This is a genomic window from Nocardioides cynanchi, from assembly GCF_008761635.1.
Taxonomy (GTDB): Bacteria; Actinomycetota; Actinomycetes; order Propionibacteriales; family Nocardioidaceae; genus Nocardioides; species Nocardioides cynanchi.
In genome coordinates this window covers 1,026,556-1,038,121 of record NZ_CP044344.1, presented here as the reverse complement: position 1 = coordinate 1,038,121, position 11,566 = coordinate 1,026,556, and the positions used below count along the sequence as shown (strand labels likewise).

Genomic DNA, 11,566 nt, shown 5'->3' with positions numbered 1-11,566 from the left:
AACGGCGGGTCGCCGACCCGCGGCCATCAGCCGGCGAGCACCGCGGTCAGCCGCTTCACGGGTGAGTCGAGGTTGTACCGCTCGGCCAGCGCCTCGACCAGCGCCGGGTCGCGTGGCGCGGACGGCAGCGTCGCGTCGTACGACGCGAGGTCGATGTCGCGGGCCACGGCCACCACCGTCGGCGCGACCTCGAGATAGTCGGCGGCGTCGAGGATCCGGCGCCGCGGACCGGGCGACATCGCCGACTCCGGGTCCGTCGCCGCGGCGATGATGCCGCGCAGGTCGCCGAACTTCAGCAGCAGCGAGGCGGCCGTCTTGTCGCCGATCCCGGGCACCCCCGGCAGCCCGTCGGAGGCGTCCCCCCGCATGGTGGCGTAGTCGGCGTACTGAGCGGGCAGCACGGAGTACTTGCCGACGACGACCTCGTCGGTGACCCGCTCGTGGTTTCCGACGCCCTTGGCGATGTAGAGGATCCGCACGCCCGCCTTGTCGTCGACCAGCTGAAAGAGGTCGCGGTCGCCGGTGACCACGTCGACCGGCATCGACGCACCGGTGGCCAGGGTGCCGATCACGTCGTCGGCCTCGTAGCCGTCGGCTCCGACCACGCAGATCCCGAAGGCGTCGAGGACCTCGAGGATCACCGGCACCTGCACTTCGAGCGGGTCGGGGACCTCCTCGATGTCGGGCCTGGGCCCGGGGATCGCCGCCACCACGCGGTGCGCCTTGTACGACGGGATCAGGTCGACGCGCCACTGCGGACGCCAGTCGTTGTCCCACGCGCAGACCAGGTGGGTGGGCCGGTAGTCGCCGACCAGACGGCTGATGAAGTCCATGAAGCCGCGCACCGCGTTCACCGGGGTGCCGTCGGCTGCCAGCACCTCCGGCACCCCGAAGAAGGCACGGAAGTACATCGACGCGGAGTCGAGGACCATCAGTCGCTGTTCGCTCACCACGGGGCGAGAGTCTGCCTCATCCCTGCGGCATCGGGGAGCCGGATCGCGCTAGGGTCGGCGGCGTGGAGGACACCGACCGCACGATCGTGCACCTGCTGGCGGCCGACGGACGCATGTCCTTCACCGACCTCGGCAAGGCGACCGGGCTGTCGACCTCGGCGGTCCACCAGCGGGTGAAACGGCTCGAGAAGCGTGGCGTGATCTCCGGGTACGGCGCCGCGATCGACCACGAGGAGCTCGGCCTGGCGCTGACCGCGTTCGTCTCGATCACGCCGATCGACCCCTCTCAGCCCGACGACTACCCGGACCGGCTGCGCGACATCCGCGAGATCGAGTCGTGCTGGTCGGTGGCCGGCGACGAGTCCTACATCCTCAAGGTGCGGGTGGCCACGCCGTCCGCGCTGGAGGGGCTGATCGCGCGGATCAGGTCGGTGGCCAACGTGTCGACACGGACCACGATCGTCCTCAGCACGCCGTACGAGAACCGCCCGGTCACCTGAGTCGCTGCGGCGGGGGACCGATCTGCGACCTGCCGAGAAGGCCGACCTGATCGTCGCCTCGCCGCCAGGTCGCGAACCTCTGGATGCATGGCGGCAACCTGCACCGGTCGCGGCACTACGCCCTGTCCCTCCCCCTCCAGCTCAAGGCCCGCTTCGAGGGGCCTCGACGACACCCCGGTCTACCGGCTGCAGGAGGTGCACCACACCGGGTGAGCCGCCGTCAGGTGGTGAAGCCGGCGTGCACGTGGTCGTGGTGGGTGTCGTCGCTGAACCACTGCGGAGCCGCGCCGAGCAGGTAGGGGCCGCCGACGTTGTAGGAACCGGCGGCGGCCACCGCGTGCATGTAGTCCTCGACCGGGGTCCGCGGAGTTCGCGGGTCGACGACGGACTGGCCGTCGATCGCCCAGGTGTCGAACGCCCGGCCCTGCGGGTGGTCGCTGAGGCGCGTCGTACCGAAGACGTGGAGCGGGTGCCCGGTGCGCACGACGCTGACGTGCGGGCGGTGGGTACGGGCGACCGTGAGCAGCGCGGTCAGGACCGAGTCGTGCACCCGGCCGGAGCGGATGTCGGCGGCCGCGGCGGGTGGCAGAGTGATCCGGTCCTCGGCGAGGACGCGACGCGCGGCGGGGGTCAGGTGTGTTGCCGGTGCTCCCGGTCGCGACGGGTTTACGGCGGTCACCCGCCAGGACGCACCCGCCCGGCTCAGCCGGACGTCGTAGGTGTGCCCTCCGGTGGTGAGGCGCCCGGTTGCGGTGCTCCACGACCGGGTCACGACCAGCACGCTGGCGCTGTCGGCGAGCAGGCCGCCGTACTGTGCGTCGATCACCTGAAGCGCGGTCTGACCCCCGCTGCCCCCCGCCTCGACCCGTCGTACGGCGGCGACCTTGCAGGCCGGCACGAGCTCGCCCGGCCCCGGCACCCAGAGCGTGACCGACGGCAGCCCGGTGGCAGTGGGGTCGGACCTCGCCGTCGTGGGGTCCGCGGGGTAGGAGCCGATGCCGATGCGGCTCGGCGCCACCCACCCCGCAGGTGCGCTGGCGTCGGACGAGTGGCCGGAACATGCGGTGGCGAGCACCCCGAGCCCGGCGACCAGGACCGAGCGCCGCGGGATCTCCACCCGACCACCCTAGGCATGGAGTCTGTGGCCGAGGCGTCTCGGTCGACCCGCCGTTTGGTCCCAAACCGCAGATTTCAGGACCCGAAACCTGCGGTTTGGGACCAAACGGCGTGATTCCGACCGCGCGCTCAGTGGGCCTGGAGCGCGGCGGTACGACGTGAGGCCTCGGCGACCTCGGCGGCCTTGAGGGCCGACTCGTCGAGCTGCCCGTGCTCGGCCCACCAGGCCTGGCCGGATTCGGGCAGGGTGTGGATCGGGTCGTAGTACTCGTAGGTGCGGGTCAGCGCCTCGGGGTCGCTGGCCTCGATCGAGGTGCGGTAGTTCTTGGTCCAGTGGCTGATCCCGCGCTCGGTGTCGTAGGACGCGAGCTGGTGGATCCACCGCTTGCCGACGTAGGGCACGTCGCAGACGATCCGGGGGGTGGCGAAACCCGGCAGGTAGCCCATGATCGCGTGCTGCAGCTTCTGGGCATCGGCGACTGAGACCCGCCAGTGCTCCGAGAACGGGATCATGTCGCACATGTAGAAGTAGTACGGCATGATCTGCGCGCCGTCGAGCAGGGCGAAACAGAGGTCGAGCAGGGCGTGCGGGTCGGCGTTGACGCCGTTCAGGATCACGCCCTGGTTGCGGACGTCGCGGATGCCGGTGTCGAGCATCGTGCGCGTCGCCTGCGCCACCAGGGGCGTCACGGAGTTCGCGTGGTTGACGTGGGTGTGGATGGCGACCGAGACGCCGCGCTCCCGCGAGATCTTGCCGATCCGGGTCATGCCCTCGACCACGTCGGGCTGGAGCCAGTGCTGCGGCATCCCCATCAGCGCCTTGGTGGCCAGCCGGATGTCGCGGATGTTCTCCACCTCGAGCACCGAGGTCAGGAACGCCTCGAGGCGCGGCCACGGCATGTTCGCCACGTCACCGCCGGAGACGACGACGTCGCGAACACCCGGCGTACGACGCAGGTAGTCGAGCATGTCGCCGAGCCGGTCGTTGGGCTTGCCGACGAACTTCAGCTTGTCGATCACCGCCGTGGAGTTGCCCACGAGGTCCATCCGCGTGCAGTGCCCGCAGTACTGCGGGCAGGTCGGCAGCAGCTCGGCCAGCACCTTGGTCGGGTAGCGGTGGGTCAGGCCCTCGGTCGCCCACATGTCGTGCTCGTGCAGGGAGTCGCGGGTGGCGTGCGGGTGGGAGGACCAGTCGGTACGACGGTCGCTGAAGACGGGCAGCATGTAGTGCCGCACGGGGTCGGCGTAGAACGCGTCGGTCAGCGAGCCCGGGCCGGCCGGCTCGTCGTAGCGCGCGATCGTGTTCATCATCTGCGGGGGCACCAGCATCGACATGGTGGCGCGCTCGGCCTGGTCACGCTCGAGGTCGGCGTAGAACCGGTCGTCGACCAGGTCGCCCATCAGCTCGCGCAGCTGCTTGACGTTCTTCACGCAGTGGGCGCGTTGCCACTGGGCCGACGCCCAGTCGTCGGCGGTGACGTCCTTCCAGCCCGGGAAGCGGGTCCAGTCGGGCTCCACCAGCTCCACGCGGCGGTAGGGATAGGGCTGACCGGTCTCCAGACCGGTCGACGTCTCGATGCTCATCGTGAGGTCTCCTCGGGGTGCAAGGCAGCCCAGGGGCGTAGAGCCGGTGCGGGCAGTGCGGGCAGGTCGGCGTGCCGGTTGTGTCGCCCGGTGCGCTTCTGTCAGAGTAGGCGGAGAACGTGCGGCTAGTCCAATGCCACGCCGCAGATTCTTTCGTACAAACCCCGGATCGCGGAGGATAATCAGAGAATGACGGCGTCTCGCACGGATTCGGTCGCGTCGCGGGCTGCGGACCCCACGGGGCTGCACCGGGTGCTCGACGACGCGGTCGTGCTGCCGCAGGCCGCCGAGCGGCTCGACAACCGCCGGGAGCTCTGGCCCGACGAGGTGCGGGTGCGGGTGGAGACGCTCAACCTCGACGCCGCGTCGTTCCGCCAGCTGGAGGGCAAGCACACGGTCGACGGCCGGACCGACGGGGACGCCGTGCGCCGCGAGGTGCTCGACATCGTCGCTACCCGCGGCAAGATGCAGAACCCGGTGACCGGCTCGGGCGGCATGCTGATCGGGACGGTCGAGGAGGTCGGCCCCGAGTCGACCCTCGGGCTGCACGAGGGCGACCACGTGGCCACCCTGGTCTCGCTGACCCTGACACCCCTGATGATCGAGGACGGCCTCGAGCGCTGGGACGGCCTCAGTGAGCAGGTGCCGGCCGACGGGTACGCCGTGCTCTTCGGCCGCTCGATCGCAGCCACGATCCCCGACGACCTGCCGCCCGCCCTCAGCCTGGCCGTGATGGACGTCTGCGGTGCACCGGCGCTCACGGCGCGGGTCGTGGCGCAGTGGTCTCGACTCCGCTCGACCACCGAAAACGCCCGCTCGACCACCGAAAACGCCCGCTCGACCACCGAAAACGCCCGCTCGACCACCGAACACGCCGGCTCGACCACCGAAAACGCCCGCTCGACCACCGAACACGCCGGCTCGACCACCGAAAACGCCGGCTCGACCACCGAAAACGCCGGCTCGACCACCGAACACGCCGGCTCGACCACCGAACACGCCGGCTCGACCACCGAGGGCCCGGTGGTCGCGGTGATCGGCGGCGCGGGCAAGTCCGGGTCGCTCAGCCTGGCCGCTGCCCGGCGAGCCGGCTGCCGGCGCACCGTCGGCGTGGTCCCGAACGACGCCGAGGCGGCGCTGCTGCGGGCCAGCGGACTCGCGGACGACGTCGTGGTCGCCGACGCCCGCGACCCGATCGCCCTGCGCGACGCCGTGGCGGCGACCGGGGGAGCGGCCGACATCACCGTCGTCTGCGTCGACGTGCCCGGCTGCGAGGGTGGCGCCATCCTGGCCACCGCCCCGGGCGGCACCGTGGTCTTCTTCTCGATGGCGACGTCCTTCCCGGCGGCCGCTCTGGGGGCCGAGGGTCTCGCGGCCGACGTGACCATGCTCGTGGGCAACGGCTACACGCCCGGCCACGCGGCGTACGCGCTCGAGCTTCTCCGTGCGGACGCCGGTGTACGCAGCCTCTTCGAGCGGAGGCTCTAGATGTCACGCGGCAAGCTCGAGCTCGACCCTGCCACCGTCCGCCAGGCGCGCTCGCTGGCCCGCAAGGTCGGCCGCCCGATCGTCAGGATCGCCCAGCGGCACACGACCGTGTCGGTCGAGCGCGCCACGCTGCGGCTCGCCGGTCTCGACGGCGCCGACGCCGAGGGCACGCCGTGGGTCAACCGGCTCGTGGACAGTGTGCGCGCCGATGTCGGGCTGGAGCACGGGGTCTCGCTGCCGGTCTGGGACGCCGTACGACGTGGTGAGGGGGCCGACCTCCGCGAGCTCGCCGAGAAGGCCTCGGCGGGCTCCGTGCGCTTCCGGATCCCCGAGGGCCAGGACGCGACCCGCGCCGGGAACGCCGCCAGGCGCCAGGTGGGAGCCGGGATCAAGCGGATCGACCAGCGCCGCAAGGAGCGCGAGCGGCTGATCGCCCGGATCGGCGACGCACCCGCACAGCCGTGGATCTATCTGATCGTGGCCACCGGCGACATCTACGAGGACATCCCGCAGGCCCAGGCCGCCGCCCGTGAGGGCGCCGACGTGATCGCGGTGATCCGGTCCACCGGCCAGAGCCTGCTCGACTTCGTGCCCGAGGGGGCGACCCGCGAGGGGTTCGCCGGCACCTACGCCACCCAGGAGAACTTCCGGCTGATGCGGGCGGCCCTCGACGAGACCTCGCGTGAGCTCGGCCGCTACGTCCGGCTGACCAACTACGCCAGCGGACTGTGCATGCCGGAGATCGCGGCGCTGGCGGGCCTCGAGCGGCTCGACATGATGCTCAACGACTCGATGTACGGGATCCTCTTCCGCGACATCAACCCGATCCGGACGTTCGTCGACCAGCGCTTCAGCCGCCAGGTCCACGCCCGCGCCGGCATCATCATCAACACCGGTGAGGACAACTACCTGACCACGGCCGACGCCGTCGAGGCGGCGCACACGGTCACCACCAGCCAGCTCCTCAACGAGTACTTCGCCAAGGAGGCGGGTCTCGAGGACTGGCAGCTCGGCCTCGGCCACGCGTTCGAGATCGACCCCGACATCCCGGACTCGTTCCGGCTGGAGCTCGCGCACGCGATGCTGGCCCGCGACCTGTTCCCGAACGCGCCGCTGAAGTGGATGCCGCCGACCCGGCACATGACCGGTGACGTGTTCAAGGGCTACCTCCTCGACGGCTTCTTCAACCTCGTGGGGGCGCTGACCGGGCAGGGCATCCTGCTGGTCGGGATGATGACGGAGGCCGTGGTGACGCCGTGGCTCTCCGACCGCGACCTGGCCCTGCAGAACGTCCGCTACGTGATGAACGCCGCCGGCAACCTGCGCGAGGACTTCCGGCCCGCACCCGACGGCTTCATCGCCGAGCGGGCCCGCACGGTGCTCGCCGAGACGATCGACCTGCTCGAGCAGATCGCGGCCGAGCCCGGACGCGCGCCACTGCTGGAGGCGATCGCCGACGGCACGTTCGGCCTGATGAAGCGGCCCGCCGATCAGGGCCGCGGACTCGAGGGCGTCGCCGAGAAGGCGCCGGGCTACCTCAACCCGGCCAGCGAGATCCTGGAGGAGGGACGATGAGCAAGGCCTCGGCCGGCTCGACCAGCGGCGGGACCGGCCCGATCCGCCCGTACGGCGACACCACCGGCGACGGCATGGTCCAGCTGAGCTTCACCCTTCCGATCGCGCACTCCAAGATCGCGGAAGGCGCCGCCGCCCAGCTGGCCAACAAGATGGGCATGGATCCCGCGCTGGTGGTGCACGCCAAGCCGATGGGGGACGGGTTCACGTTCTTCGTCGTCTACGGCCGCGTCCACCACCTCGTGGACCCCTCGTCGGTCGTGGTCGTGGAGCGGGACTACCCGCTGCTGACCCCCAAGGAGGCGAACGCCGCGATCAAGCGCAGCCTGCGCCGCCGTCTGGTCGTCGTCGGGGGCTGCATCGGCACCGATGCCCACACGGTCGGCATCGACGCCATCCTCAACATCAAGGGCTTCGCCGGCGAGAAGGGCCTGGAGTACTACCGCGAGCTCAAGGTGGTGAACCTCGGTGCCCAGGTCAGCGTCCCGCAGCTCGTGGAGCGGGCCCGCCAGGAGAAGGCCGACGCCGTCCTGGTCTCCCAGGTCGTCACCCAGCGCGACGCCCACCTCCTGAACACCCGCGAGATGTCGGCGGCGTTCCGCGAGTCCTACCCGGCCTCGACCCGGCCCCTGCTGATCGTGGGCGGCCCCCGTTTCGACGAGAACATGGCCGACCAGCTCGGCGTCGACCGGGTGTTCGGACGAGGTACGACGCCCGGCGAGGTGGCCTCGTTCCTGGTCCACCGAGTGACGAACAGGAAGGCAGGCTGATGGTCTCGACAGGCCCGACCGGCGGACCGGTCGTAGGGACCCGGGTGGTGCATCGCCGCTACGTGCCCTACTCCCACGCCCACTACGCGGGCAACCTCGTCGACGGCGCCTACAGCCTGGCCCTGTTCGGCGACGTGGCCACCGAGATGTGCATCCGCACCGACGGCGACGAGGGCCTGTTCGCGTCGTACTCCGACGTCCAGTTCAAGGCCCCGGTCCGGGCCGGCGACGTGCTCGAGGTCGTCTGCGAGCTGGTCCGCGCCGGCAACCGCAGCCGGGTGCTGGAGCTCGCGGTCCACGTCGTGGCCCGCGGAGCCGCCACCGAGGAGCGTCCCGGGGCGGCCGAGGTGCTCGAGCCGCCGCTGGTCGCCACGACCGCCACCGGCACCGTCGTCGTCCCCGGTTAGCGAGCGTTCACCCCGGCGGTGTGTCGGCGGCGGACACGCCGCTCCAGCAGGACAAATCCCGGAAAATTCCTGGTATCCGGATGCCTGCTGACCTGCGCTTTTCCGCGTCATCGCAGGTCAGCGGCTGGTTGACAACCAGGTCGGCCACACCCGAAAGTGCGTGTCGATCGCTTTGGCATTCGGGCATGCGGGACCGACGTCCGGGTGACCGGCTCGCCCGGTGGGAGGCCGCCCACCGGTGGCGGCTGGTCGGCGGAGTCGGACCCTGCAGCTCGAGAGCGAGACCGGAGGGGGAGTCGGTCCCCCTAGACAACTTCCGGGGCTGCGGCAGCCAGTCGTGACCCGGTCGGCCCGAAGGGCCGACCACCCCTCCGGTCAGGCCAGAGCGGTTACCGTCTGCTCATGCCGGCTCGCATCCTCCTGGCGCTCCTCGCCGGGGCCGGTCTCTCGCTGCCCTTCCAGCCGACGCACGTCTGGCTGCTGCTGCCGCTTGCCGTGGCTGCCTTCTTCGTGCTCACCGGCGGCCTGCCCGCGCGCACGGCCTGGCTGCCCGGCCTGGCGTTCGGTGCCGCCTTCCAGGTCACGCTGCTCTGGTGGCTGCACGTGGTCGGCACCCTTCCGTGGCTGGGGCTCGCAGCGGCCCAGGCGCTCTGGTACGGCTTGCTGGGCGCGGCAGCGGTGCCGTTGCGCCGGTTGCCGGCGGCACCGGTGTGGCTAGCGGTGGCCTGGGTGGCCATGGAGAACCTCCGCACCGACTGGCCGGCCGGTGGGATGCCGTGGGGCCGACTGTCCTACGCCGTCGTGGACACGCCCCTGGCGCGGCTGCTGCCCTACGTCGGCGCCACCGGGGTCAGCCTCGTGCTGGCCCTGGTCGGGGCACTCCTCGCCGCGACCTGCACCGAGCGGGGGAGGGCCCGCGTCGTGGTCGTCGCCGCACTGGGCGCTGTCCTCGCGCTGGGCCTGGTGCCCCAGGTGGCGCCGTACGACGCGAGCCCGGTGTCGTCGATCCGGGTCGCCGCGGTGCAGGGCAACGTGCCGGGCGACGGCACCGACGTCCTCGCGCACTACCGGGAGATCACCGCGAGCCACACCGCCGAGACCGAACGGCTGGCCCGGGACGTCGCGACCGGCGCCACGCCCCGACCCGACTTCGTGGTGTGGCCCGAGAACTCCACCGCGGTCGACCCGTTCCTCGACCCCTCGATGGGCGCCGAGCTGACCGCAGCGGTCTCCGCGGTGGACGTGCCGCTCCTGGCCGGCGTGGTCGTCGCCGACGGGCCCCGGCACGTGCTCAACCAGGGGATCGTCTTCGACCCCGTCACCGGTGCCGGAGACCGGTACACGAAGTGGCATCCGGTCCCCTTCGGCGAGTACGTCCCGTGGCGGTCGGTGTTCGGCTCCCACCTCCCCGAGCTCGCCCAGGTCCGGCGCGACATGGTGCGTGGCACCCGGGTCACCCCCCTCGAGATCGCCGGCACCCACGTCGCCGACGCGATCTGCTTCGACGTGGCCTACGACGACGGCCTGTACGCCCAGCTCTCCCACGGCGGACAGCTGATCGTGGTCCAGACCAGCAACGCGATGTTCATCCACACCGCCCAGATCGACCAGCAGTTCGCGATCAGCCGGCTCCGTGCCCTCGAGACCGACCGCTACGTCGTGGTGGCGGCGATCAACGGGGTCACCGGCGTGATCGCCCCCGACGGCACCCTCGTGACCAGCGCCCCGCTCCAGACCCGCTCCTACGTCGAGGCCCGGGTCGGGCTCATCGACGCGGTCACCCCGGCCGTGCTGATCGGCCCGTCGGTGGGACGCGGCTGCGTCCTCCTCGTGGTGGCCGGGTGGCTGCTGGCCTGGGGGTTGCAGCGGGGTCAGTATCGTCGTTCCCGCCGACCGGCTCCCGCACCTGAGGTGCCGATCTCATCCGACGACAGGACCTACGCGTGACCACTGACCAGCCGACCCTGCGCCCGGTGCCACCCGGCCGCACGGTGATGGTGATGCCGACCTACAACGAGGCCGACAACCTCGCCTGGATCGTCGGCCGGCTGCGGACTGCCCAGCCGGACGTCGACGTCCTGGTGGTCGACGACGGCTCTCCGGACGGCACCGGCAGGCTCGCCGACGAGCTGGCCGCGGGCGACGAGGCGATCCAGGTGGTGCACCGCACGGTCAAGGCAGGTCTCGGTGCGGCGTACAAGCACGGGTTCACGCTCGCTCTCGCGGCCGGGTACGACGTGATCGGCGAGATGGATGCGGACGGGTCACACCAGCCCGAGCAGCTCCACCTGCTCCGAGAGGCCCTCGCCGACGCCGACCTCGTGATCGGGTCCCGCTGGGTCCCGGGCGGGAGCGTGGTGAACTGGCCCCGGCGCCGCGAGGCGCTCTCGCGCGGCGGCAACCTCTACGTCCGGATGCTGCTCGGGGTGAGCGTGCGCGACGCCACGGCCGGCTACCGGCTCTTCCGACGGAGCACCCTCGAGACGATCGACCTCGACGCGGTGGAGAGCACCGGCTACGTCTTCCAGACCGACATGGTGGTGCGCTGCCTGCGCAGCGGGCTGAGGGTGCGCGAGGTGCCGATCGAGTTCGTCGAGCGGGTCCGCGGCGACTCGAAGATGAGCGGCAAGGTCGCCAGCGAGTCGCTGCGCCGGATCACGTCCTGGGGGTTGCGCGAGCGGCGCGAGCAGCTGTTCGGCAGTCGGGGACGCCGATGACCACCGGTCCGCTCCGACGCCGCCGCCTCCGCCGGCGCAGCTGGCCGTGGTGGCTGCTGGTGGTGGCCTTCGTCGCGGTGCCGATCGTGGAGATCTACGTGATCATCCAGGTCGGTCAGGCGATCGGGCCGTGGTGGACCATCCTGCTGCTGGTCGCCGACAGCATCTTCGGCAGCTGGCTGATCGCCCACGAGGGGCGCCGGGCCTGGCAGGCTCTCACCGTGGCCCTGTCGTCGGGCCGGATGCCGTCGCGCGAGCTGGCCGACGGGGCGTTGATCCTGATCGGCGGCACCTTGATGCTGAGCCCCGGCTTCGTCACCGACGCCTTCGGAATCGTGCTGATCCTGCCGTTCACCCGTCCGTTCGCCCGGGCTGCGCTGACCCGCGTGGTCAGCCGTCGCCTGCTCGCGGCCCCACGCCAAAGCCCCGGACCCGGGTAGTCAGGACCCGTGGTCC

General features: G+C 71.4%; 11 protein-coding genes. 8 read left to right on the top strand and 3 right to left on the bottom strand.

Going from position 1 to position 11,566, the window contains the following annotated elements; all coding sequences use genetic code 11:
• Positions 1–26: 26 nt before the first annotated feature.
• Entirely contained in the window at positions 27–950 is a 924-nt protein-coding gene (locus E3N83_RS05235) for a 5'-3' exonuclease (protein ID WP_337692370.1), read from the bottom strand.
• Between the two features lie 65 nt (positions 951–1,015).
• Here E3N83_RS05235 and E3N83_RS05230 point away from each other — a divergent pair, with 65 nt between their 5' ends.
• Positions 1,016–1,453 carry an Lrp/AsnC family transcriptional regulator gene (locus E3N83_RS05230; RefSeq protein ID WP_151082297.1) on the top strand — a complete coding sequence of 146 codons (438 nt, stop codon included), beginning with the start codon at positions 1,016–1,018 and terminating at the stop codon, positions 1,451–1,453.
• Positions 1,454–1,673: 220 nt separating this feature from the next.
• On the opposite strand, the gene E3N83_RS05225 is transcribed toward E3N83_RS05230, so the two are convergent.
• Both E3N83_RS05225 and E3N83_RS05220 read right to left on the bottom strand, forming a co-directional pair.
• The gene (locus E3N83_RS05225) at positions 1,674–2,570 is read right to left on the bottom strand and encodes a hypothetical protein (RefSeq protein ID WP_238343076.1); all 897 of its coding nucleotides are present in this window, start codon (positions 2,568–2,570) and stop codon (positions 1,674–1,676) included.
• A 128-nt stretch (positions 2,571–2,698) separates the two neighbouring features.
• On the bottom strand, positions 2,699–4,153 hold the full coding sequence (locus E3N83_RS05220; protein WP_151082296.1) for a KamA family radical SAM protein: 1,455 nt from the start codon (positions 4,151–4,153) through the stop codon (positions 2,699–2,701).
• 189 nt (positions 4,154–4,342) lie between these two features.
• Between E3N83_RS05220 and kdd the strand changes: the two genes are divergently transcribed.
• The 7 genes from kdd to E3N83_RS05180 all read left to right on the top strand — a co-directional run bounded on the left by kdd (position 4,343) and on the right by E3N83_RS05180 (position 11,550).
• Positions 4,343–5,641 (top strand): L-erythro-3,5-diaminohexanoate dehydrogenase, encoded by a 1,299-nt coding sequence (gene kdd / locus E3N83_RS19925; RefSeq protein WP_238343075.1) that lies wholly within the window; start codon positions 4,343–4,345, stop codon positions 5,639–5,641.
• Positions 5,642–7,216, top strand: coding sequence for a lysine 5,6-aminomutase subunit alpha (gene kamD, locus E3N83_RS05205; RefSeq protein ID WP_151082295.1), 1,575 nt, complete (start codon positions 5,642–5,644; stop codon positions 7,214–7,216). It abuts the gene before it with no gap.
• Positions 7,213–7,986 (top strand): lysine 5,6-aminomutase subunit beta, encoded by a 774-nt coding sequence (kamE, locus tag E3N83_RS05200; protein ID WP_151082294.1) that lies wholly within the window; start codon positions 7,213–7,215, stop codon positions 7,984–7,986. Before kamD ends, kamE begins: the two co-directional genes overlap by 4 nt.
• A complete protein-coding gene (kal, locus tag E3N83_RS05195) occupies positions 7,986–8,393 on the top strand; it encodes a 3-aminobutyryl-CoA ammonia lyase (RefSeq protein ID WP_151082293.1) in 408 nt (135 codons plus the stop codon). Before kamE ends, kal begins: the two co-directional genes overlap by 1 nt.
• A 402-nt stretch (positions 8,394–8,795) precedes the next feature.
• A complete protein-coding gene (gene lnt / locus E3N83_RS05190; protein ID WP_151082292.1) occupies positions 8,796–10,340 on the top strand; it encodes an apolipoprotein N-acyltransferase in 1,545 nt (514 codons plus the stop codon).
• Complete coding sequence (locus tag E3N83_RS05185) at positions 10,337–11,110, top strand: polyprenol monophosphomannose synthase (protein WP_238343074.1); 774 nt, start codon at positions 10,337–10,339, stop codon at positions 11,108–11,110. Before lnt ends, E3N83_RS05185 begins: the two co-directional genes overlap by 4 nt.
• Positions 11,107–11,550 carry an FxsA family protein gene (locus tag E3N83_RS05180; protein ID WP_151082291.1) on the top strand — a complete coding sequence of 148 codons (444 nt, stop codon included), beginning with the start codon at positions 11,107–11,109 and terminating at the stop codon, positions 11,548–11,550. Before E3N83_RS05185 ends, E3N83_RS05180 begins: the two co-directional genes overlap by 4 nt.
• Positions 11,551–11,566 lie beyond the last annotated feature (16 nt).

Excerpts from the sequence above, each read along its gene's own strand:
- E3N83_RS05220 (WP_151082296.1), bottom strand. The coding sequence starts at position 4,153 with ATGAGCATCGAGACGTCGACCGGTCTGGAGACCGGTCAGCCCTATCCC.
- kdd (WP_238343075.1), top strand. The coding sequence starts at position 4,343 with ATGACGGCGTCTCGCACGGATTCGGTCGCGTCGCGGGCTGCGGACCCC.
- kamD (WP_151082295.1), top strand. The coding sequence starts at position 5,642 with ATGTCACGCGGCAAGCTCGAGCTCGACCCTGCCACCGTCCGCCAGGCG.
- kamE (WP_151082294.1), top strand. The coding sequence starts at position 7,213 with ATGAGCAAGGCCTCGGCCGGCTCGACCAGCGGCGGGACCGGCCCGATC.
- kal (WP_151082293.1), top strand. The coding sequence starts at position 7,986 with ATGGTCTCGACAGGCCCGACCGGCGGACCGGTCGTAGGGACCCGGGTG.
- lnt (WP_151082292.1), top strand. The coding sequence starts at position 8,796 with ATGCCGGCTCGCATCCTCCTGGCGCTCCTCGCCGGGGCCGGTCTCTCG.
- E3N83_RS05180 (WP_151082291.1), top strand. The coding sequence starts at position 11,107 with ATGACCACCGGTCCGCTCCGACGCCGCCGCCTCCGCCGGCGCAGCTGG.